Here is a 21,957-nt window from a genome sequence, read left to right as displayed (position 1 = left end):
AACAGCGCAGGCTCTAGCATGAGCGCGTGCACGTCACGCGCATCGGCGGACCGACGCTGCTCGTCGAACTCGACGGGTGGCGTCTTGTCATCGACCCGACCTTCGATCCACCCGGCCATCGGTACCGCTTCGCGTTCGGCACCTCGAGCGTGAAGACCCTCGGCCCCGCCCTCCCTGCCGAGGCGATGCTCCCCGTCGACATCGCCCTCGTCAGCCATGACCATCACGCGGACAACCTCGATGAGGCCGGCCGGGCGCTGCTGCGCAGCGCCACCCACGTGATCACCACCGAGAGCGGGGCGCGCCGATTGGGGCTGCCGCAGGCGGTGGGGCTGGCGCCGGCGGCATCCACTCATCTGGCAGGCGACGGGCGGCCCGACCTGACCATCACGGCGACACCGTGCCGCCACGGTCCGCCGCTTTCACACCCGATCGTCGGCGACGTCATCGGCTTCGCCGTGCGGCGCACGGGCGATGACGGGATGGCGCTCTGGGTCACGGGCGACACCGTGTTGACCGCTGACGTCAGGCGCACGGCGTCGGCGATGGCCGTCGACGTCGCGATCGTCAATGTCGGCGGCGTGCGGTTCGGGCTCACCGGTCTGCTGCGCTACACGATGACCGGGGCCGACGCGATGGAGCTGATCGAACTGCTCCAGCCCCGGGTGGCGGTGCCCGCCCATTACGACGGGTGGAGCCACTTCGCCGACGGGATCGACGGTCTGCGTCGGGCGGTCGATTCGGCGCCGCCGTCGGTGCGCGAGAAGATCCGCTGGCTGGAGGACGGCGTGCCGACAGATCTGGGCTGAGGGCCAGCCGGTCAGCCCGCGATCCGCGACAGCACCCGGTCGAGCACGCGGTCGGGCAGGAGCCGGCGCGCGGCGATGATGAGTCCTGCCGACCTCGGTGTGGCGTACCGCGTGCGCGGGCGCCACACCGTTGCCGCGCGCACGATGGTGGCCGCCACGGTCTCCGGCGTCGCAGCGAAGCGGGAGCGGTCGATCCGGCGGTAGTTCTCGGCGAGGCCGTGCGCCTGCTCGGCGTAGGGGCCCTCGCCCGAGTGCGCCACCGCGCTTTCGCGCGCGATGGACGCCCACTCCGTGCGGATCGACCCCGGCGCGACGATGACGACGTCGATGCCGTGCGGGGCGAGCTCGAGGCGCAGTGAATCGCTCAATCCCTCGACCGCGAACTTCGTGGCGTGGTACCAGGCGCCGAGAGGCTCGTAGATATGGGCGCCGATCGAGGAGATGTTGATGATGCGGGCGCGGTTGAGCGATCGCATGAGCGGAAGCGCGACCTGCGTCAGCCGGGCGAGCCCGAACAGGTTCACCTCGAACTGTCGTCTCGCCTCCTCCATCGGCACGTCCTCGAGCGCGCCGTACGAGCCGTAGCCGGCGTTGTTCACGAGCACATCGAGGCGTCCCTGCTCCACCTCGATGCGGGCCACGAGCGCCGCGATCTGCGCGTCGTCGGTGATGTCCAGTTCGGCGGCGATGCCGCCCGCGGCCGTGATCGCCTCCATCCGGTCGACGCGGCGCGCGGCGCCGTAGACCGTCCACCCGCGGTCGATCAGGGCCAGCGAGGTGGCCAGCCCGATTCCCGATGAGGCCCCGGTGACGAGCGCGACGGGGTGGATGCTGCGATGCTCGGTCTCTGCCATGCGCCCAGTCCATCATCCGGCGAGGGGCCGGCGGAACCCCGTGCGTCCGGCGACGCGGGCTGACAGGATGGGCCCGACGGATCCGCTGTACGGCGATCGACTCGAGGGAGGTGCCGATGCGCTCACCGGTCGCGTGGCTGCGCGGGGTGCGGCATCCCGAAGCGTTCCACGGCGACGGCGTGCGGAAGGGGTTCTTCGAAGGCTGGTACGTCAAGCTGGTCAGCGCCGACCGCGCCCAGCGGTGGGCGGTCATCCCGGGGGTTTTCCGCGGGCTGGACGCGGCGGGAACGACCGACGACGAGGCGTTCGTGCAGGTGCTCGACGGCATGACCGGAAGGTCGTGGTACCACCGGTATCCGCTCGGGGACTTCGCGGCGGCGGCAGACGGTTTCGATGTGCGCGTGGGGCCGAACCGCTTCACCTCGTCGGGCGCCGTGCTCGACCTGCCGCAGCTGCGCGGGCGCATCGCGTTCACCACGCCGCTGCAGCCGTGGCCGGTGACCGTGCGCGAGCCCGGGATCATGGGCTGGTACGGCCTGGTGCCCTTCATGGAGTGCTTCCACGGGATCGTGTCGTTCGGGCACTCCCTCGCGGGGACCATCGAGGTCGAGGGGGAGACGCGCTCGTTCGAGGGCGGGCGCGGCTACATCGAGAAGGACTGGGGGCAGGCGTTCCCCGCGGGATACGTGTGGCTGGCGAGCAACCATGTCGACGCGACCACCGGTGACGGGGAGGATGCGTCGCTCATCGCCTCGGTGGCGATCATCCCGTGGCTCGGCGGCTCGTTCCGTGGCTCGATCATCGGCTTCCGCCACGACGGTCGCCTCCACCGATGGACGACGTACAACCGGTCGCGGGAGCGCCGGCTCGAGATCACCGACTCGCACGTGCGCTGGGCGGTGGAAGGCCCCGACGGGGTGCTCGAACTCGACGCCGAGCGGGTGCGCGGAGGTCTGCTGCACGCCCCGCTGCGCACCGCGATGCACCGCCGGGTGGAAGAGACGCTCGACGCGCAGGTGCACGTGCGCCATCGGGACCCGGACGGTCGTGTGCTGCTCGAGGGCGTCGCGGCGTGCGCGGGGCTCGAGGTGTTCGGCGACACCGAGCGACTGCTCGCCCTCAAAGCCTGAATCGCGGGCGGCACAGCCGCGGGCGACGACCTCGCGCCGGCAGACGGCGCCACGCGGCGCTGCGCCGCGCTACGGCGCGCGCGAGACGTCGAGCTTGTCCTTGCCGCCGAGAGACGACCAGGCGCTCTCGATGCCCTTGGCGGCGTGGGTCGAAGCACGCACCGCGCGCTCGTCGGCCCACTCGTTGAGCACGTGCCCGGAATGGCCGCGCACGTGCTGCAGCACCACATCGGGCAGTCCGGCCGCGCGTCGCGCGTCGCGGGCGGCGATGAGCTTCTCGAGCAGGTCGCGGTTCTTCGTCGGCGAGCCCGACGAGGTCTTCCAGCCGCGGCGCCGGTGGCCGTCCATCCATGACGAGTACGTGTCGATGGCGTACTTCGAATCCGCCTGAACGACGAGGTGGGGCACATCGGCGTGGTCCTCGATGGCCTTGAGCAGCCCCAGAAGCTCGCCGATGTTGTTCGTGCCGCTTGGGACCGACCCGGCCGCCCAGTGCCCGTCTTCACCGACCCACGCCCACCCGGCGGGGCCGGGATTGCCCTTGCACGCTCCGTCGGTGGCCACGGTATACGGACGGTCTTCACTCACTCGGGCAAGGGTACCCGCTCGTCGAGCGGGGCCCGACCGGAAAGGGCCGCCACCGGCGGCATCCATCGACATAGAGTGGGCGAAAGGGGCCAGTCGAGGGAGGCGCGATGATCGAGGTGAGGGTCGCCGGCCTCGCGGTGGATGCCGCGCAGCAGCACGTCGTGCTGCTCAAGCCCGTCGAGGGGGCCACCGGGCGCGTGCTCCCGATCTGGATCGGCCCGCAGGAGGCGACAGCGATCCTGCTCGCGGTCGAGGGGCGCAACCCGCCGCGTCCGCTGACGGCCGATCTGCTGCTGAGCGCCGTGACGGCCCTCGGCGCAGAACTGGATCATGTCGACGTGACGCGGCTGGTGGACGGCACGTACTACGCCGAGGTGGTGCTGAGCCGCGACAGCGGGCCTGTCGTGCTCGACGCGCGGCCCTCCGACGCGATCGCGCTGGCCGTGCGCACCGGGGTCGCCCTGTCGGTGGCGGAGGCCGTGTGGGTGGAAGGCGCCATCATCGATCCGACCGAATCCGACGAGGAGGATGCCGAGCCCGACCCCGATGAGAGCGTGTCGGAGTTCCGGCGGTTCCTCGACGGCGTCGATCCGGAGGACTTCCGGGGCTGAGCGTCGGGGGTCTGCGCGGGGATCACGCGAGGATGGCGGCCGCCGCGAAGAGGGCGACGACCCCGACCAGCGCCGCGGCGGTGACGATGAGCGCCAGCGCGAAGGGCACCGTGCCGTCCGGAAGGGACGGCCGCCCGCCCGGCGCCGGTCCGTCGCCGCCGCCGACGAGCGCCCGGTTCACCCGGGTCGCCCGACGCCGCGCGGCGTCCCACACCCAGCCCGAGGCGACCAGGCCCGCGAGTCCCGGAAGGGCCCACCAGGCGCTGCCGAGCACATCGGGCAGCAGCCGCATCGCCACGAGCGACCCGACCGCGAACGACAGCGCGGTGCGCCGCCACGCGAGCTCGGTGCGTTCGGGCTGGAGCCCCGGGTCGAACAGCACCACGGCGTCAGCGCACCAGTATCGCCAGCACCACGAGCAGGGCGGCGACCGTCACGGTCACGGTCAGCGTCGGGCCGAGCAGCGAAGCGGGGAGGGGCCGGCCGACCCGCAGGGCGCGCTCGGTGCGACCCCAGCCGATCCAGGCGAGCACCGGCGTGAGGGCGCCCGACGCGACGAGCACGAGCGACGCTGTCAGCCGGAAGGCGGGCTGCAGGTCGAGCCCGAGCACCTCGAGCGCCACGCCGCCTGCCAGCAGCGCGAGCGAGGTGCGGATCCACGCCAGGAAGGTGCGCTCGTTCGCGAGGGTGAAGCGGGCATCGGGCTCGTCGCCGTGGGAGAACACCCACCGGGGGAAGCGTGTCATCGGGTCGTTTCTCCACTCTTCGGATGCGGGATCGCTGCTGTTGATTCTGGCACCCCCGCTCTCTACCGTTGAGTGACCCGAAGGAGAGCCCGTGAACGCACCTGTGCCGGCTGACCGCATGCACGCCAACTCGGACGAGACCCACGCGACCGTCGACATCGTTCTCGACTACGCCCAGCGCCGTGCCGTCTACGAGAACGTGCCGCTGGACAAGCCGCTCACGCCCCGTGAGCTCTCCCGCCTCGCGTCGGGATCGATCACGCGCGACGGCATCGGCGCGCGGCGGGCGACGGCCCTGTTCGAGAACGTGCTCGCGCCCGCCTGCGTGACCACCGATCATCCGTCGTACCTCTCGTTCATCCCTTCGGCCCCCACGAAGGCCGCGATCGCGTTCGACCTCGTGGTGTCGGCATCCTCCGTCTACGGCGGCTCCTGGATGGAGGGCTCCGGCGCCGTGTTCGCCGAGAACGAGGTGCTGCACTGGCTCGCGGCCGAGTTCGGGCTTCCCGCCGGCGCCGGGGGCGTCTTCATGCAGGGCGGCACGATCGGCAACCTCTCGGCGCTCGTGACGGCCCGGGATGCCGCGCGGCGGCGCCACCGGGAGTCCGGAGTCGCGGACCCGGCGCGCTGGGTCGTCGTGTGCAGCGCCGAGGCGCACTCCTCGATCGCCTCGGCAGCCGCGGTGATGGATGTGGATGCCGTCGGCGTGCCGGTCGGCGACGACGGACGCCTGCACGGCGACGCGGTCGCCGCGGCGCTCGATGCCCACGGTGACGCCGTGTTCGCGGTCGTCGCGACCGGGGGGACGACGAACTTCGGCATCGTCGACGACATCTCCTCGATCGCCGAGGTGACCCGCGACCGGGGCGTCTGGCTGCACATCGACGGGGCCTACGGGCTCGCGGCGATGCTGGTGCCCGAGATGCGCGCCGTGTTCGCCGGCGTGGAGCACGCCGACTCGCTCATCGTCGATCCGCACAAGTGGCTGTTCGCGCCGTTCGACGCCTGCGCGCTGATCTACCGCGAACCCGACCGCGCGCGTCTCGCGCACACGCAGCACGCCGAGTACCTCGACACGCTCACCGGGTCGGCCGACTGGAACCCGAGCGACCTGGGCGTGCAGCTCACCCGTCGCGCCCGGGGGCTGCCGCTGTGGTTCTCCCTCGCCACGCACGGCACCGAGATGTACCGCGCGGCCATCGCCCACGGCATCGACCTCGCCCGGGAGATCGCCGATGAGATCGGGCGGCGGCCGGGCCTGTCGCTCGTGCGCGATCCGCAGCTGTCGGTCGTGGTCTTCCGGCGCGAGGGCTGGAGCCTCGCCGACTACGCCGCGTGGTCCGATCGGCTGCTCGACGACCAGGTCGGCTTCGTCGTGCCGAGTTCGCACCGTGGCGAGCCCGTGCTGCGCTTCGCGATCGTCAGCCCCCTGACGACGATGGACACTCTGACCGGCATCCTCGACACGCTCAGCTGAGGCGGCGGAGGCGGCGGAGGCGCTCTCGTGCGAAGTCCTGCGCGCGCGGACCCTCGTCGAGACTGCGCTGCGCGCGGCGGAGGATGATCCGCGTCGCGGTGATCACCGGGATCGGCCACCGGCGCACGCCGAGCAGGCGCCGATAGGGGTGCGGGATCGTCGCGACGGCCGCGGCGAACAGGAACCGGTAGGCCAGGCCCATCGTCCCCGGGAAGGGCGGCCGGCGCAGGAACCGCACGACCTCGCGCACGCGCTCGTCGCCGCGCAGTTCGCCCCGGTCGCGATAGCCGGTCAGTCGCGCGTCGAGCTCGGCCGCCGTCACCGGCGGCGCGGTCATGCCCATGAGGCGCCCGGCCCGGGCCCACTCGCGCACGTACGCGTCTTGGCCGCCGGGGATCGGCGCGCCCCAGCGCCGGTGGCAGGCGAGGAACGAATCCGCGAAGGCCAGGTGCACCCACTCCACGAGATCGGCGGTCTCGGCGGTGTACGCGCGCTCGGCGCCGGCGCCGTCGACGAACGTGCCGGTGACGCGCTCGTGCAGACGGGTGACGCGTGCGGTCTCGCGCTCGACCTGGGGGCGGGAGCCGTAGGTGACGCAGATGATCCACCGCACGGTGCCGGTGAGGCGCCCGAGCGGATCGTCGCGGTAGCGCGACCAGTCCTGCACGCCGGCCATCGGCCCGGGGTGCAGCGCCTGCATGAGCAGGGCGCGGATGCCGGCGACGAAGGTGCCCGTTCCCGCGTGCACCGTCCACACCGCCCCGCCGTCGGCGAACAGCCCCGCGTCGTCGCCCTCGGCGAGGGTGCGCACCCAGGCCGGAGTGCCGTGCGGATCCCCCGAGAGCGCGCTCAGCATGCGCTCGCGCAGAGTGGATGCCGGTGCCCTCACCCTCTCAGAGTGCCACGCCCTGCGAGGGGGTGGCGCCGGGGAGGGGGCGCGGGATCGCGCGCACGCCGCTCAGCAGCATCCAGACCCTCCGGTGTCGGTGGAGCACACGCCGGTGGCGGGGAGCACGAGGTCGATGCGCTCGGCGGCCTCGGTGTCGCCGGCGAGCCACGCGGTCACCGAGCGCACCTGCTCGTAGCCGGTGGCCAGGAGGAACGTCGGCGCGCGGCCGTACGACTTCATGCCCACGATGAAGAAGCCGGGCTCCGGCTGCGCGAGCTCGCGGAAGCCGTGCGGTTCCACGGTGCCGCACGAGTGCACGTTCGGGTCGATGAGCGGGGCGAGGCGCCGGGGCGCCTCGACGATGTCATCGAGATCGAGGCGGATCTCGCGCAGCGCGGACAGATCGGGGCGGAACCCGGTGGCGGTGACGACGCGATCGGTCACGTGCGAGGCGGGCTCGCCGCGCCGGGCGCCGGCGACCACGGCCGCACCGCCCTCGCGGTGCGCGCGGCGGATCTCGAACCCGTCGACGACGTCGACCAGCCCCGCGGCGATGGCGCGGTCGAGTCGGCTGCCGAGCGCGGCGCGACCGGGCAGCTCGTCGTCGGCGGACGCGGTGACACGGGCGGCGTGCGAGTTGCGGATGAGCCACGTCGCGCGGGTGCCGGGCGCCTCCCGCGCGAGGTGCACCAGCGAGAGCAGCGTGTTCGCGGCCGAGTGGCCCGCCCCGACCACGGTGGTGTGCCGCCCCGCGAAGAGGGCGCGATCGCGCCCGCGCACATCGGGCAGGGGAGGGGAGACGAGATCGGCGATCTCGTCGAGGCCGAGCAGGTCGAGTCCGCTCGAGGTGAGCGGGTTGGGGCTGCGCCACGTGCCCGACGCGTCGATCACCGCGCGCGCGGTGAACTCGTCGACGAGGCCGTCCGCCGTGCGAGTGCGCAGCACGAACGGCGCCGCTGCGCGCCCGCGGGTGCGGGAGCGGTCCATGCCCTCGCGCGCCACCGCCGTCACGGTGACGCCGTACCGCACGCGGGTGGCGAGGCCGTCGAGGGCGGCGAGAGGTGCGAGGTAGTCCTCGACCAGAGCCGTGCCGGTCGGGGCGACATCGGGATCGGGATGCCGCCACCCGGCCGCCTCGAGCAGCCGACGCGCGGCGGGATCGACGAGGTGGCGCCATGGCGAGAAGAGCCGCGTGTGCCCCCACTCGCGGACCGCGGAGGCAGCGCCCTGGCCCTGTTCGAGAAGGACGAAGTCGATGCCGCGATCGGCAAGGTGCGCAGCGGCCGCGAGCCCCACCGGCCCGCCGCCGATGATGGCGATGGGCAGGGCCGTCAGCCGCGGATGCTCCGTGACGATCGCGGTCGGGGAGAGGGTGAGGAGGGTCATCGGTCGCCTTTCATCGATGTCCGTCGATGCGGATCGAGTATGCGGCAGGGTATCGATGGTTGTCAATATCGATTACCATCGATGCGTGATCGAACTCGAGCTCACCGACGTGAGCGGCCCCGACGCGGCCGCGCCGACCTGCTGCACCTCTCTCGTGCGGGAGCCGCTGAGCGCGGCCGACGCGGACCAGCTGGCGCACACGATGAAGGCCCTCGCCGATCCCGCGCGCCTGCGACTGCTCTCGATCGTGGCGTCCACCGACGGCGCCGAGGCGTGCGTGTGCGACCTGATCGAGCCCGTCGGGCTCAGCCAGCCGACCGTCTCGCACCACCTCAAGGTGCTCACCGAGGCGGGGTTCCTCACGCGCACCAAGCGCGGCACCTGGGCGTATTACCGCCTGGTGCCCGGGAGCCTCGAGCGCATCGCGCAGACGCTGGTCGCCCCGTGACCGCGCCGTCGTGGCGCGCGCTGGCCGCGGAGTTCCTCGGGAGTGCGGGCCTGGCGGCGGTCGTGGTGGGATCCGGAATCGCCGCTCAGACCCTCTCTCCCGCCGACACCGGTCTCGCCCTGCTCGAGAACGCGTTCGCGACGGCCCTCGGCCTCGCGGTGCTGATCGCCGTGTTCTCCCCGGTCTCCGGGGCCCACTTCAACCCGGTCGTCTCGCTCGTCGACGCGCTGACCGGCGGGCGCACCTGGCGCGCGGTCGCGGGCTACATCCCCGCGCAGATCGTCGGCTGCCTCGCCGGGGCGGTGCTCGCCAACGCCATGTTCGCCGTGCCGACGACCCTGAGCACGACCGACCGCGCCACCGGGCCCCACCTGTTCGCCGAGGTCGTCGCCACCGCGGGGCTCGTGCTCGTGATCTTCGCGCTGGCGCGCACCGGTCGCGGCGCGCTCGCCGCGCCGGCCGTGGGCGCGTACATCGGCGCCGCGTACTTCTTCACGTCGTCGACGAGCTTCGCGAACCCGGCCATCACGATCGGGCGCGCGGTGTCGGACACCTTCGCCGGCATCGCCCCGGCATCCGTGCTGCCGTTCATCGGGGCGCAGGTGGTCGGCGCCCTGCTGGCCTGGGTGCTCGTGCTGTCCCTGTTCCCGGCGCGCCGGGCGGCCGAAGCGTCGGCGCCGGTCTGATCAGGCCGGACCGTCGTCCTCCGGCGATGACATGTCATCGAGCTCGTTGAGGCGCCGCTGGCGCATCGCGAGGAACAGCGGGAACGTGAACGCGAAGGCCGTCAATCCGGAGCCGAGCACGTACAGCCAGCCGAAGCGCATTCCGAGGCGGCGCGCCTCGACGATGAGGAACACGCTGCCGGCGGCGGCGACGACCAGCAGGTCGACGGCGATGCTCGAGACCGCCGGGCCGCCGGTGACCAGATCACCGATGAAATCGCGCATCTGCACGATCGCGAGCGCGTTGAACCACCACGTGCCGATCAGCCCCGCGAGTGAGAGTGCGAGGTAGACGAACGCGAGCGGGCTCCAGTGTCGGGTCATGCGTCGATCATGGCCGATGCGGATGTCGGCGGGGTCTGCCACTCTTGCTCGCGGGGACATTCCCGCGAAGGAGGGCACGATGTCGTTCCAGGCGTACCTCGACAACATCGAAGAGAAGACCGGGCTCACGCCCCGCCAGTTCATCGACCTCGCCCACGAGAAGGGCTTCGACGCGTCCACGAAGTCGACGCCCATCGTGCAATGGCTCGCCGAGGACTACGGTCTCGGCCGCGGTCACGCGATGGCCCTCGTGCACGTCATCACCAAGGGCGATCAGATCGACCCCAAGCACGTGAACTCGGGCGGCACGCACTCCGACCCGACCGACCGGCTGTGGCTCGAAGGCAGGGCGACGAACCCGACCCGCTGAGCAGGCTCAGGCGTCGTCGCTGTCGGCGCCGGTGCTGCGACGGCGCCGTCGGCCGAACGGACGCCGGCGCACGGCATCCCGCACAGCGACGGCGGCAGCTTCTGCCTCGGCGACGCGGCGCGCTTTCTCGTCGCGCCGGGAGCGCCACGCGGCGATCTCGGCGTCGACATCGCGCAGCGGGGTGACCACCGGGGGGCCGCCCTGGAGCTGCATGCGCGCGTGACGCACGCGCCGGTTGAAGTCCTCGAGCGCGTCCCGCACGTCGGTCTCGCGTGCGAGCGCGTCCAGGCGCGCGTCGAGCTCGGCGCTCTCGACCCGCAGGGTCAGCGCGGGCGGGCCGAGACCGGTGAGCTTCTCGCTCTCGATCTTGCGGCGGATCCACCAGTCCGGGTCGTGGCTCGTGCCCAGGCCGGGGATCGGCTTGCCGGCTCCGGGAAGATCGTCGAAATCGCCGCGCCGGATCGCCTGCTGGATCGCCGTCTCGACGTAGGCGGCCCGGTCGGTGGCGGTCGGCTGCCTCGCGGGGTCGAGCGGCGACGTGGATGCCGCGGGTGCCGTGGGTGCGGCATCCACCCTCTCCTCGCCCTCGTTCCCGGCCATGTCTTCACCCGCGAGCTGCTCGAGGCGGTATCTCGCGGCGGCGACGCGGGGGTCTTCGGACATGGCGGATCCGGTCAGCCGGCGTGGTCGCGCCAGGAGTGGGTCGGGGCGTAGCCGAGCACGCGGCGGGCCTTCTCGATCGACAGCAGGGTCTCGTGCGCCTCGACCTCGCGGGTCACCGGCACCCCCGGGAACACCTCGGCGATCAGCTCGGCGTTGGGTCGGGACATGACGGTGTCGGCGGCGGCGATGATGTACGGCTCGAAGCCCCGCGGCGCGGTCTGCAGCGCGCGGTCGATCGCGTGCGCGCCGTCGCGGGCGTCGATGTAGCCCCAGAGGTTCCACTTGCGGGTGCGGGCGTCGGCATCGAAGTCCGGGAACTCGGCGTAGTCGGCCGGCACCATCACGTTCGAGAAGCGCAGCCCGGTGATCGAGAGATCGGGATGCCAGCGTACGAGCTCGCGCGCCAGCTGCTCCTCGAGGGTCTTCACGATCGAGTAGACCGACTCCGGTCGGGGCGCGTACTCCTCGTCGACGGGGATGTAGGGCGGCGGCACGTCGAAGGGCAGCCCCAGCACGGTCTCGCTCGAGGCGTAGACGATGCGGCGGATGCCCAGCCGCACCGCGGCCCAGAAGACGTTGAAGGTCGCGGCCATGTTGTTGTGGAAGGTGGCCACGTCGGTGCGGATGCCGGGCGCGGGGATGGCCGCGAGGTGCACGACGGCGTCGAAGCCGGGCGTGCGGTCGGTTCCGGCGAGGGCGTCGGCCACCTGGCCGTAGTCGGTCAGGTCGACCTGCACGAAGCCGGGACCGCGCGGACCGACGACGTCGAGTCCGGTGACGTCGTATCCGGCGTCGCGGAGTTCGCGGGCGACGACCGCGCCGAGCTTGCCGGTCGATCCGGTGAGGGCGATGCGCATTCCTCCACCCTGCCACGGCTCCGGGGTGTGCGGGGCGCCGGGTCGGCGCGGCCGGGTCGGCGCGGTGCCACCACCACCATCATCACTGTCAGGCCGCGACGGCGAGGCGCTCGCGGCGGGAGAGCGATGCCTGGGCGATGGCGGCGCCCAGCACGACGGCGGCCGCCAGCATCGGGGCGAGCAGCGCCGCGCGCGTGCCGACGTTCTCGCCGACCATGCCGACGAGGGCGGACGAAGCCGACTGGCCGACGACCACGGCCGAGCCGAGCATCGTCATGACCGTCGCCGAGCGGCCCGCGGGGCTCGCCTCCGCGGCCAGGCTGTACTGCGTCACCAGGGTCGGGCCGATGCCCATGCCCACGACGAGCAGGCACGCGGCCATGCCCGCGACATCCTGCGCCAGCGGCACGGCGGCGGCGCCGACTACGAGCACGGCGCCGAAGGTGAGCCAGCGCGCGCTGAGGGTGAACCGCGTCGGGAAGGCGGCGACGCTGAGCGCCAGCGCCGCCGAGCCGATGCCCATCGCCCCGTAGACCAGCCCCGCCTGCTCGGGAACGCCGCGGTCGGCCATGAACGCCGTGAGCGAGGTGAGCATCGCGCCGAAGAACAGCCCCATGCCGAGGGTGCCCACGACAGGGATGAGCACCCGCGGACGCACGAGGTCGATCGCCGGTGCGGCGGCCGAGGCCTTTCCGGCGGTGTCGCGCGGCGCGCGCGCGGTCGGGTGCAGCGCGAACGCGGTGACGAAGACGAGCGCGAGCACGGCAGCGCCGATCACGGGGGCCGCGGGGCCCTGCGTGGTCGCGAGCAGGCCCACCACGACCGGGCCGAACACGAAGACGACCTCATCGGCGGCGGACTCGTAGGCCATCGTGCCGTTGAGCACCTTGCTGCGGCGCTCGCCGCGGAAGGTGCGTCCGATGATCGCGACGAGGCGGCTGCGCGAGAGGGGCGCGACCTGCGGCATGGTCGCGCCGATGCCGAACGCGACGGCGAGCAGCGCGGCATCCTTCACCGGCGCGAACGCGAGCCAGGCGATCGCGATGAGCAGGAGGCTGTTGACCGTGCCCGTCACCAGAAGCACACGGCGCTGGCCGAACCGGTCGGCGGCGGCGCCCATCAGCGGCCCGAACAGTGCGGTGCCCAGGCCCGTCATCGCCGAGGTGAGCCCGCCGAGAGCGAGCGACTCGCGCGCCGAGACGACGAGGGTGAGGATGCCGACGACCATCATCGCGAACGGCAGGCGCGCGACGAGGGCGACGGGGAAGTACGAGAGGCCGGCTTCGCGCAGCAGGCCCGGCGGACGCTGCGCGGTGGACGTGGTGGTGCTGTGCATCGAAGGGATCCTGATCGTGGGTGTCCCACCGGGAGGCGGCGGGGGAGTGCCGCCTTCGTCCCACACGGACCAGGTGATGCACATCGCAGATGGCCCCGGCAGTCTAGCGGAGCTGTCTGGGAGTCGGGTCAGAGGCCGGGCGGCGGTGGTGCCGTCGACGCGCGCACGATCAGGTGCGTCGGCAGCGGGGTGTCCTCGGTGACGCCATCGGGCTCCTCCACGGCGATGAGCACCTTCTGCATCATGAGCTCGCCGAGCGCGGCGAAGTCCTGGCGCACGGTCGTCAGCGCGGGGTAGAGGTAGCCCGCTTCGGGAACGTCGTCGAAGCCCACCACGCTCACGTCCTCGGGCACGCGCACGCCGCGCTCGCGCAGCGCCGAGAGCAGACCGATCGACATGTTGTCGTTGGCGGCGAACACGGCGGTGCCGGGCGGGATCTCAAGCTCCGCGCCCAGGCGGTACCCGCTTGCCGCCGTCCAGTCGCCGTGTCGCGGCTCCCGGGCCTCCAGGCGGTGCGCCGCGAGCTCGTCGCGCCACCCGCGCACCCGCTCCATGGCGTCGGGGGCGCGCTGCGGTCCCGCGAGGTGGAGGATCCGCGTGTGGCCGAGGTCCACGAGATGGCGCACCGCCGCCCGCGCGCCGCGATACTGATCGATCGACACGATGAGCGGGCTGCGTCGCGCCGTCGACGCCGACGCGACGAGCGGAATGCTGAGGTCGAGGCCCCGCACGAGCTCGAGCACGCCGGTGTCGACGACGACGAGCACGATCGCATCCACGCGCTGGCGCAGCAGGCCCTCGACGGCATCGCGCACCGAGGCCGGGTCGGAGTCGGGCGCGCTCACGGTCTCCACGCTGTAGCGCTCGGCGCGGGCGGCGACCGTGAACGACATCGCGATCGAGGTGGGTCCGTAGTCGGTGACGTTGGGCGCGACGAGGCCGATGGTCCGCGTGCGCCGCGTGACCAGCGCGCGCGCCGCGGGAGAAGGACTGTAGCGCAGCTGCGCGATCGCCTGCTCGACGCGGGCGCGGGTGGCCGGCCGCACGTTAGGCAGGTCGTTGAGCACGCGCGACACGGTCTGATGCGACACGCCCGCCAGGCGCGCGACGTCGAAGATGTTCGCCGACCGTGCCGGCTTCTCGTCGGTCACGGCCGGTCCTCGCTGTCGGGGTCTTCCGCCTGGGCGACCAGCGCCAGCAGCGAGTCGACCGTGAGGGACTCGGCGGGAAGCGTCTCGACGATCCGGCCCGCCCGCAGGATCGCGACGCGGGAAGCGACCCGCAGCACCTCCTCGAGCTCGGCCGAGATGAACATCACCGACAGGCCGTTGTCCGCGAGCTCGGCGACGAGGTTCTGGATCTCGACCTTCGCGCCGACGTCGATTCCCCGCGTCGGCTCGTCGAGCACGAGCACGCGGGGCGACAGCGCGAGGAGCCTCGCGAGCAGCACCTTCTGCTGGTTGCCGCCCGACAGGGTGCCGGCCGGTCGGTCGGGATCGGCGGGGCGGATGTCGAGAGCGTCGATCCAGCTCAGCGCGAGCTCGCGCTGCCGGTGCGCGGGCATGCGACGCAGCATCCCGCGCTCCGCCTGCAGCGCGAGGGTGATGTTCTCCTGCACGCTGAGGTCGGCGACGATGCCCTCGCCGCGGCGGTCTTCCGAGGAGTAGACCACTCCCATCGAGATCGCCCGGCGCGCGGAGCCGACCTGGCGCTCGCGCCCGGCGACGGTCAGGATGCCGGCCTCGAGACGGTCGATGCCGGTGAGCGCCCGTGCCAGCTCGCTGCGCCCGGAGCCGAGGAGCCCGGCGACGCCCAGCACCTCTCCTTCGCGCAGTTCGACATCGGCGTCGACGATACCGGGCGACACGCTCACCCCGCGGCCGCGCAGATAGGTGGGCGCCGGTTCGTCGTCGGCGGGCAGATCGCCCCGCGCGCGCACGCCGATGCCCGTCGCGCTGCGGCCGAGCATCTTCTCGACGAGATCGATGCGCAGCAGTTCGGACGGCACGTACTCGCCGACCAGGCGCCCGCCCCGCAGCACCGTGATCCGGTCGGCGATCTCGTACACCTGGTCGAGGAAGTGCGAGATGAAGACGACGCCGACGCCGCGCTGGGTCAGCTCGCGCACGACGCGGAAGAGCTCTCCCACCTCATCGACGTCGAGGCTCGAGGTCGGCTCGTCGAGCACGAGCACCTTGACGTCGATCGAAATGGCTCGCGCGATGGCGACCAGCTGCTGCACGGCGAGCGAGTGGTGCGAGAGCGTGGAGGCGGGGTCGATGGTGAGCCCGAGTTCGGCCAGCACGGCGGCGGCGCGCTCGCGCATGCGACGGACGTCGATCGCCCCGAATCGGCGCGGTTCGCGGCCGAGGCAGATGTTCTCCGCCACGGTCAGGTTGGGCAGGAGGTCGATCTCCTGGTAGACGGTGCTCACGCCCGCCCGCAGGGCGTCGGCGGGCGAGGCGAACCGCACGACGCTCCCGTCGAGGCGGATCGTGCCGCGGTCGAGCTGGAGGGCGCCCGTCAGCGCCTTGATCAGGGTGGACTTGCCGGCGCCGTTCTCGCCCATGAGCGAGTGGACCTCGCCGGGGAACACCCGGAACGCGACGTCGTCGAGCGCGGTCTCCGCGCCGAACCGGACCGTCGCTGCGCTGAGCTCCATGAGCGGCCGTCGCTCGTCCATCCCGCCATTATCGCGTGAGGGACGAGCGCGGCCGTTCACGGCTGGCCGCCTAGCGTCGGCGATCGGAGCGCGCCACGATCACCCGCTGGACGACGATGAAGACCAGCAGGAGACCGCCGATGATGATGCGCGTCCACGAAGGCTCCGCACCCTCGAAGGCGATGATCGTCTTGATCACGCCGTAGACCAGCACGCCGATGAGCGAGCCCAGCACATACCCGGAGCCGCCGGTGAGGATCGTGCCGCCGATCACCACGGCGGCGATGGCGTCGAGCTCGGTTCCCACGCCGTTCAGCGGGTAGCCGGCACCGGAGAAGGCGGTGAGGACCAGTCCTGCCAGGGCGCTGCAGAGCCCGCAGACCACGTAGACGAGCACCTTGGTGCGCGCCACCGGAAGGCCCATGAGGCGCGCCGACTGCTCGTTGCCGCCGATCGCGTAGATGGTGCGCCCGAAGCGCGTCCACTGGGTGATGTACACCCCGACGGCGACGACGAGGAGCGCGAGGATGCCGGTGGGCGTGATGTACCAGTCGCCGACGGTGAACCGCGTGCGCTGCAGCCACAGCACGGCCGGGTCCTCGACGCGGATCGAGGAGAGGCTCACGACGAACGCGAGTCCGCGCGCGAGGAACAGGCCGGCGAGCGACGCGATGAACGGTTGCACGTCGAAGTACTGCACCAGCACCCCGATGAGGAGCCCGATCAGCGCTCCGCCGAGCAGCATCGCGGGCACGGCGACCAGGGCCGGCATTCCGTCGCCGAGCAGCTTCGCGCACAGGATGCCGGTGAACGCCATGACCGACCCCACCGAGAGGTCGATGCCGCCGGTGAGGATCACGAACGTGAGTCCGACAGCGAGGATCACCAGGTAGGCGTTGTTCAACAGCAGCGCCGACATGTTGCGCGGCGAGAGGAAGTTGCCGAAGGCGAGCTGGGCGCCCACGAGCAGGACCACCAGGATCGCGATCGCCGCGAAGGTGGGCATGAGCGCCGAGTGCCGGCTCATGAAGGTGGCATACCGCTCCCGCAGCGCGGGGCGGGGAGTCGACGTCTGCACGTCCGTGGTCACGATGCCACCTCCACGGGGATCGGGTTCTGCGGTGCGGGAGTGCCGGGGCCATCGTCGTCATGTCGCTGAGCCCGCCGCGCGAACGCGCCGCGCACCAGCCGGTGCAGCCGCGGGGACTGCACGAGCACCACGATGATGACCACGACGGCGAAGAAGACCGGCGCCTGCGCCGACGGAACGCCGAGGAAGAGGATGGTCGACTCGAGCGTCTGGATGGTGAAGACGCCGACCACGGTGCCCGCGATCGTGAACTTGCCGCCCATCAGCGAGGTCCCTCCGAGCACGACGGCGAGGATCGCGTACAGCTCGATGTACAGCCCCGTGGCGTTCGCGTCGGCCGCCATGATGTTCGAGCTGTAGAGCACCCCCGCCATGCCGGCGAACAGGCCGCTGGCCGCGTAGGCGCCGAACACGATGCCGCGAGCTCGCACGCCGGCGAGGCGGCTGGCGGCCGGGTTGATGCCGACCGCCTCGGTGAGCATGCCCAGCGCCGTGCGCCGCTCGACGAGGGCGATGACCGCCACCGCTGCGGCGGAGATGAAGAGCGCGAAGGGAAGGCCGAGAACGTACCCCGTGGCGATGAACTTGTAGGGCGCGCTGGTCACCGTCGTGATGAAGCCGTCGGTGATGAGCAGCGCCACCCCGCGCCCGGCGAGCATCAGCACGAGGGTCGCGATGATGGGCTGGATGCCGAGCACCGACACCAGGAACCCGTTCCACGCGCCGAGCACGAGGGCCACCAGGAGCGCGACGAGCAGCGCCACGAAGACGGTGCCGAGCGCGCCCGGTGAGCCGGAGGTGTCGATCACGGTCAGGGCGACGGCGCCCGAGACGGCCATGATCGCGCCGACCGACAGGTCGATCCCGCGGGTGGCGATCACCACCGTCATCCCGAGCGCGACGAGCATGAGGGGTGCGCTGTTGCGCAGGATGTCGATGAGCGGCCCGTACAGCTGCCCGTCGCGCACGGTGATCGAGATGAACTGCGGCCGGGCCGCGGTGTTGATCGCGATGAGCGTGAGCAGGGCGAGGACCGGCCAGAACAGCCGGTGCGTCGCGATCTTCTTCACGGTGTGCTCCTCTCGCCTTCGTTGGCGATGTAGTCGATGAGGCGGTCGACGTCGACCTGGGCGGAGTCGAGTTCGCCGATCTTGCGGCGGTCGCGCATGACGGAGATGCGCTGAGCCAATCGAAGCACCTCTTCGAGCTCCGATGAGATGAAGATGACAGACAGTCCGCCTGCGGCGAGCTCGGCGACCTTCCGCTGGATGTCGGCCTTGGCGCCGACATCGATGCCGCGCGTGGGTTCGTCGAGGATGAGAAGCTCGGGCGCGGTCGCCAGCCACCGCGCGAGCAGCACCTTCTGCTGGTTGCCGCCGGAGAGGTTCCGCACGAGCGCCTCCGGATCGGCGGGGCGCACGCCGAGCGCCGTCATGTACTCGGAGACGAGCTGATCCTTCTCGGGCTTGCGCAGGGGTCGCATCCATCCGCGTTTCGCCTGGAGGCCGAGCACGATGTTCTCGGCCACCGTCAGGTCGGCGACGATGCCCTCGCCCCGTCGGTCCTCGGACGAATAGGCGATGCGGCGGTCGATCGCGTGGCGCGGCGAGGTCATGCGGGTCACCTCCCCGTGCACCTCGACCACGCCCTCGTCTGCGCGATCGGCGCCCGCCAGGAGGCGGACCAGCTCGGTGCGCCCCGAGCCGAGGAGACCGGCCAGGCCCACGACCTCGCCCGGGTGGACGTCGAGGTCGGCGGCCGCGAGGACCCCCGGCGCCCGATGCCCGCAGCGCGCAGCACCGGGGTGCCCGACCGGTCGATCGGGCGCCCCGCCGACTGCGAGAGGGCCGTGAGCTCGTCGAGCTCGCGGCCGATCATCCGGCTCACCAGGCGATCGCGGGGAAGCTCGTGCACGGCGTACTCGCCGACCAGCCGCCCGTTGCGCAGCACCGTGATGCGGTCGGAGACCTCGTAGACCTGATCCAGGAAATGGCTGACGAACAGGATCGCCACTCCCTGATCGCGCAGGCTCCGCATGACGGCGAACAGCTGCTCCACCTCGCCGCGATCGAGGCTGGAGGTGGGCTCGTCGAGGATCAGGACCTTCGCTTCGAGCACCATCGCCCGGCTGATCGCGATGAGCTGCTGGATGGCCAGGGAGTGGCTCGCCAGGGTGGACCGGGTGTCGATGTGCAGGCCGAGGCTCGCGAGATGACCCGCGGCGAGCCGGTGGGCGGCCGCCCAGTCGATGCGACCGCGTCGGCGCGGCTCGTGGCCGAGCATGACGTTCTCGCCGACCGACAGGTTCGGGCAGAGGTTGACCTCCTGGTAGACGGTCGAGATCCCGGCATCCTGAGCATCGGCGGTGCCGCCGAACACGCGGTCGACGCCGCCGACCGAGATCGTGCCGGCATCGACGGGGTAGACGCCGGTGAGCGCCTTGATGAGCGTGGATTTGCCGGCGCCGTTCTCGCCCATGAGCGAGTGGATCTCGCCGGGGCGCAGGAAGAAGTCGACGCCGTCCAGCGCGAGCACGCCGGGGAAGCGGATGGTGATCCCGCGCAGCGCGACGACGGCGTCGGCGGCGGTGTCGGAGGCGACGGTCATGGATTCGCTTTCGTGTCGGGTTCGCAGGGCGCGGCGCGAGTGCGCCGGGCTGGGCGCGGGGTTCGCCGGGGGCCGACGACGGCCCCCGGCGAACCCGGTCCACTCAGTACGGGCGCGAGTCGATGACGGCTTCGGCGGCCTCGCGGTCGAACACCTGGTCCTCGACGAAGACCTCCTTCTCGACCTCTTCGCCGGCCAGCACGTCGGTGACCAGCCCCGCCGCGAGCTCGCCCAGCAGCGGGTTGCACTCCACGATGTAGTTGATCTTGCCGTCGACGAGGGCCTGCATCCCGTCCTTGACGGCGTCGATCGAGACGATCTGGATGTCCTCGCCGGGCACGCCGCCGGCCGCCTCGATGGCCTCGATCGCACCGAGCGCCATGTCGTCGTTGTGGGCGTACAGCAGGTCGATGCCGTCGACGCCGTACTTCTGGAGGAAGCCCTCCATGACGGTCTTGCCGCCGTCGCGGGTGAATTCCCCGGTCTGCGAGTCGATGGTCTCGATGCCGGTTCCCTCGATGGCCTCGGCGAAGCCCTCGGCGCGGTCGTTCGCCGGCGCGGAGCCGGTCGTGCCCTCGAGCACCACCATCTTCGTCGGGGTGTCGCCGAAGGTCTCGGCGGCCCATTCGCCCGCCATCACGCCTTCCTTCTTGAAGTCGAGGCCGACCCAGCTGGCGAAGAGGTCGTCGGAGGCGCTGACGGTGCGGTCTTCGAGGACGACGGGGATGCCGGCATCCTTCGCTTCCTGGAGCACGTCGTCCCATCCGTCCTCGACGATGGGCGCGATGACGATCGCGTCGACGCCGCGGCTGATGAAGTCGCGGACCGCGGAGATCTGCGCGGCCGCGTCGTTGTCGGCGGCGTTGAAGATGAGCTCGAACCCGTTCTCCTCGGAGAAGGCCTCCTTCATCGATTCGGTGTTGGCGCTGCGCCACCCCGACTCCGAGCCGGTCTGCGCGAAGCCGACCGTGATCATCTCGCCGTCGCTGCTGCCGTCGGCGCTGCCGCCGCTCGAGCTGGAGCAGCCTGTCGCTGCCAGTGCCATCGCTCCCAGCAGTGCGATGCCACCAAGAATCTTGTGCTTCACTCCCACAACCTCCTCGTTCGGGTCCGGCTTCAGCGCCGGAGTCTGTGATGCGCGGGACGGCGTCGATGCCGCCCGGACACCCCAGATGTTAGCCCTAACATTTCTCCTTGCGCCAGGATGTGAGCGGTAACAGTTCGATAACACGCCGGGATGTCAGGCGTTGAGGACACGGGCGTGAATGCCGCGCGGTCGCCGAAAGTGAGGGATCACATTCCGCCTCGAGGTGCGCCGGCGTCGTGCCGTGGTGCGCATCCGGCGCCGCGCGGCGCACTAGCCTGAGGGCCATGAGCGAGGCGGAGCCCCGACGGGTCGGCGTGCGCGAGGTGGCGCGCCTGGCAGGCGTGTCGACGCAGACGGTCTCGCGTGTGATCAACGATCACCCGAACATCCGCCCGGAGACGCGGGAGCGGGTGCGCGCAGCGATGGCCGCCCTCGACTACCGCGTCAACAACGCGGCCCGCGCACTCGGCACGCGCACGACGCGGACCCTCGGCGTGATCGCCTCGGACGCCACGCTGTACGGACCCTCCGCAGGCATCGCGGCCGTCGACGCGGCCGCGCGCGAGGCCGGGCGCTGGACGGCGACCGCCTACGCCGACGCCGGAGACGCCGTATCGGTGGATGCCGCAGCCCGGCGGCTCCTCACGCAGGGCGTGGACGGCCTCATCGTGATCGCGCCGCACGCCGGGAGCCTGTCTGCGCTCGCGGCCGCCCACCCGGACGTGCCGCTGGCGGCCCTGCACGCGGGAGAGGGCGCTGCGTGCCAGGCCGAGGGGGCGGCCCTCGCCGTCGAGCACCTGCTCGCCCTCGGGCATCGGCGCATCGCGCGCATCGCCGGCCCGGCCGACTGGATCGAAGCGGTCGCACGTGACGCGGGCGTCGATCGGGCGCTCGAGGCGGCCGGAGTCATGCCGGGGCCGCGGTGGAGCGGCGACTGGACGGCCGCAGCCGGTGCCGCGCTCGCCGCCGACGTCGCGGCCGCGATCTCGTCGCCCGAGGGGCCGACCGCGGTCGCGGTCGCCAACGACCAGATGGCGCTCGGCCTCACTGCGGGCCTGCGCGCGGCAGGGGTGTCGGTCGCGCGCGACGTGAGCGTCACCGGATTCGACGACACCCCCGACGCGGCGTTCTATACGCCCGCGCTCACGACGGTCGGTCTCGATCTCGACGGCGAGGCGCGCCGCGTGGTCGCCGCCGTGCTGAGCGGCGACTCCGTCGCGCCCGCGGCTCCCGCGCTGCGCGTGCGGGCCTCGACGGCCGCGCCGCGCTGAGGTGCCGCGGCCCCGGGCCGCGCCGCG

The 21,957-nt window shown here is 72.0% G+C and carries 23 protein-coding genes and 1 pseudogene; 8 read left to right on the top strand and 16 right to left on the bottom strand.

The window, feature by feature from the left end:
- Positions 1-26: 26 nt before the first annotated feature.
- Positions 27-809 carry an MBL fold metallo-hydrolase gene (locus HQM25_RS14520; RefSeq protein WP_172990880.1) on the top strand — a complete coding sequence of 261 codons (783 nt, stop codon included), beginning with the start codon at positions 27-29 and terminating at the stop codon, positions 807-809.
- An 11-nt stretch (positions 810-820) separates the two neighbouring features.
- On the opposite strand, the gene HQM25_RS14515 is transcribed toward HQM25_RS14520, so the two are convergent.
- Positions 821-1,663, bottom strand: coding sequence for an oxidoreductase (locus HQM25_RS14515; RefSeq protein WP_172990879.1), 843 nt, complete (start codon positions 1,661-1,663; stop codon positions 821-823).
- A 116-nt stretch (positions 1,664-1,779) separates the two neighbouring features.
- Here HQM25_RS14515 and HQM25_RS14510 point away from each other — a divergent pair, with 116 nt between their 5' ends.
- Positions 1,780-2,793 (top strand): tocopherol cyclase family protein, encoded by a 1,014-nt coding sequence (locus HQM25_RS14510; protein WP_172990878.1) that lies wholly within the window; start codon positions 1,780-1,782, stop codon positions 2,791-2,793.
- 69 nt (positions 2,794-2,862) lie between these two features.
- Here HQM25_RS14510 and HQM25_RS14505 read toward each other — a convergent pair whose 3' ends face one another.
- Positions 2,863-3,357 carry a ribonuclease H family protein gene (locus tag HQM25_RS14505; protein WP_438803637.1) on the bottom strand — a complete coding sequence of 165 codons (495 nt, stop codon included), beginning with the start codon at positions 3,355-3,357 and terminating at the stop codon, positions 2,863-2,865.
- A gap of 131 nt (positions 3,358-3,488) precedes the next feature.
- Here HQM25_RS14505 and HQM25_RS14500 point away from each other — a divergent pair, with 131 nt between their 5' ends.
- Positions 3,489-3,992, top strand: a complete 504-nt coding sequence (locus HQM25_RS14500) for a bifunctional nuclease family protein (protein ID WP_172990876.1) — start codon at positions 3,489-3,491, stop codon at positions 3,990-3,992.
- Between the two features lie 22 nt (positions 3,993-4,014).
- Here the strand turns inward: HQM25_RS14500 and HQM25_RS14495 are convergent, their stop codons facing one another.
- Complete coding sequence (locus HQM25_RS14495; protein WP_172990875.1) at positions 4,015-4,377, bottom strand: DUF202 domain-containing protein; 363 nt, start codon at positions 4,375-4,377, stop codon at positions 4,015-4,017.
- Between the two features lie 4 nt (positions 4,378-4,381).
- Positions 4,382-4,738, bottom strand: a complete 357-nt coding sequence (locus tag HQM25_RS14490; RefSeq protein ID WP_172990874.1) for a YidH family protein — start codon at positions 4,736-4,738, stop codon at positions 4,382-4,384.
- Between the two features lie 118 nt (positions 4,739-4,856).
- Here HQM25_RS14490 and HQM25_RS14485 point away from each other — a divergent pair, with 118 nt between their 5' ends.
- Positions 4,857-6,215, top strand: coding sequence for a pyridoxal phosphate-dependent decarboxylase family protein (locus HQM25_RS14485; protein WP_172991687.1), 1,359 nt, complete (start codon positions 4,857-4,859; stop codon positions 6,213-6,215).
- Here the strand turns inward: HQM25_RS14485 and HQM25_RS14480 are convergent.
- Complete coding sequence (locus tag HQM25_RS14480; RefSeq protein WP_172991686.1) at positions 6,208-7,071, bottom strand: oxygenase MpaB family protein; 864 nt, start codon at positions 7,069-7,071, stop codon at positions 6,208-6,210. The genes HQM25_RS14485 and HQM25_RS14480 overlap by 8 nt on opposite strands.
- Before the next feature lie 102 nt (positions 7,072-7,173).
- Positions 7,174-8,490 (bottom strand): FAD-dependent oxidoreductase, encoded by a 1,317-nt coding sequence (locus HQM25_RS14475; protein WP_172990873.1) that lies wholly within the window; start codon positions 8,488-8,490, stop codon positions 7,174-7,176.
- Between the two features lie 88 nt (positions 8,491-8,578).
- Here HQM25_RS14475 and HQM25_RS14470 point away from each other — a divergent pair, with 88 nt between their 5' ends.
- Together HQM25_RS14470 and HQM25_RS14465 are read left to right on the top strand one after the other, a co-directional pair.
- Positions 8,579-8,938, top strand: a complete 360-nt coding sequence (locus HQM25_RS14470) for an ArsR/SmtB family transcription factor (protein ID WP_438803636.1) — start codon at positions 8,579-8,581, stop codon at positions 8,936-8,938.
- Positions 8,935-9,624 carry an aquaporin gene (locus HQM25_RS14465; RefSeq protein ID WP_172990871.1) on the top strand — a complete coding sequence of 230 codons (690 nt, stop codon included), beginning with the start codon at positions 8,935-8,937 and terminating at the stop codon, positions 9,622-9,624. The genes HQM25_RS14470 and HQM25_RS14465 overlap by 4 nt, the downstream gene beginning before the upstream one ends.
- On the opposite strand, the gene HQM25_RS14460 is transcribed toward HQM25_RS14465, so the two are convergent.
- Positions 9,625-9,987, bottom strand: a complete 363-nt coding sequence (locus HQM25_RS14460) for a DUF2834 domain-containing protein (protein WP_172990870.1) — start codon at positions 9,985-9,987, stop codon at positions 9,625-9,627.
- 79 nt (positions 9,988-10,066) lie between these two features.
- Between HQM25_RS14460 and HQM25_RS14455 the strand changes: the two genes are divergently transcribed.
- A complete protein-coding gene (locus tag HQM25_RS14455; protein WP_172990869.1) occupies positions 10,067-10,357 on the top strand; it encodes a DUF4287 domain-containing protein in 291 nt (96 codons plus the stop codon).
- Between the two features lie 6 nt (positions 10,358-10,363).
- Here the strand turns inward: HQM25_RS14455 and HQM25_RS14450 are convergent, their stop codons facing one another.
- From HQM25_RS14450 to HQM25_RS14410, 9 genes and pseudogenes are all read right to left on the bottom strand, one after another.
- On the bottom strand, positions 10,364-11,020 hold the full coding sequence (locus tag HQM25_RS14450; protein ID WP_172990868.1) for a DUF1992 domain-containing protein: 657 nt from the start codon (positions 11,018-11,020) through the stop codon (positions 10,364-10,366).
- 11 nt (positions 11,021-11,031) lie between these two features.
- Positions 11,032-11,877 (bottom strand): NAD-dependent epimerase/dehydratase family protein, encoded by an 846-nt coding sequence (locus HQM25_RS14445; protein WP_172990867.1) that lies wholly within the window; start codon positions 11,875-11,877, stop codon positions 11,032-11,034.
- Positions 11,878-11,965: 88 nt separating this feature from the next.
- On the bottom strand, positions 11,966-13,213 hold the full coding sequence (locus HQM25_RS14440) for an MFS transporter (protein WP_172990866.1): 1,248 nt from the start codon (positions 13,211-13,213) through the stop codon (positions 11,966-11,968).
- Between the two features lie 128 nt (positions 13,214-13,341).
- Entirely contained in the window at positions 13,342-14,364 is a 1,023-nt protein-coding gene (locus HQM25_RS14435) for a LacI family DNA-binding transcriptional regulator (protein ID WP_172990865.1), read from the bottom strand.
- Complete coding sequence (locus HQM25_RS14430) at positions 14,361-15,896, bottom strand: sugar ABC transporter ATP-binding protein (RefSeq protein ID WP_172990864.1); 1,536 nt, start codon at positions 15,894-15,896, stop codon at positions 14,361-14,363. Before HQM25_RS14430 ends, HQM25_RS14435 begins: the two co-directional genes overlap by 4 nt.
- Positions 15,897-15,945: 49 nt before the next feature.
- Complete coding sequence (locus HQM25_RS14425) at positions 15,946-16,965, bottom strand: ABC transporter permease subunit (RefSeq protein ID WP_254359368.1); 1,020 nt, start codon at positions 16,963-16,965, stop codon at positions 15,946-15,948.
- Positions 16,962-18,035 (bottom strand): ABC transporter permease, encoded by a 1,074-nt coding sequence (locus HQM25_RS14420; protein ID WP_172990863.1) that lies wholly within the window; start codon positions 18,033-18,035, stop codon positions 16,962-16,964. The genes HQM25_RS14425 and HQM25_RS14420 overlap by 4 nt, the downstream gene beginning before the upstream one ends.
- Positions 18,032-19,572, bottom strand: a pseudogene (locus HQM25_RS14415) (sugar ABC transporter ATP-binding protein). The gene HQM25_RS14420 and the pseudogene HQM25_RS14415 overlap by 4 nt, the downstream one beginning before the upstream one ends.
- 103 nt (positions 19,573-19,675) lie before the next feature.
- Entirely contained in the window at positions 19,676-20,617 is a 942-nt protein-coding gene (locus tag HQM25_RS14410) for an ABC transporter substrate-binding protein (RefSeq protein ID WP_172991684.1), read from the bottom strand.
- A 326-nt stretch (positions 20,618-20,943) separates the two neighbouring features.
- Between HQM25_RS14410 and HQM25_RS14405 the strand changes: the two genes are divergently transcribed.
- The gene (locus tag HQM25_RS14405) at positions 20,944-21,930 is read left to right on the top strand and encodes a LacI family DNA-binding transcriptional regulator (RefSeq protein ID WP_172990862.1); all 987 of its coding nucleotides are present in this window, start codon (positions 20,944-20,946) and stop codon (positions 21,928-21,930) included.
- Positions 21,931-21,957 lie beyond the last annotated feature (27 nt).

Origin of the sequence: Microbacterium hominis, from assembly GCF_013282805.1 — a bacterium.
Lineage (GTDB): Bacteria > Actinomycetota > Actinomycetes > Actinomycetales > Microbacteriaceae > Microbacterium > Microbacterium hominis_B.
Note: the sequence above shows the minus strand (reverse complement) of the source record. Positions and strands in the feature narration are given on the sequence as shown.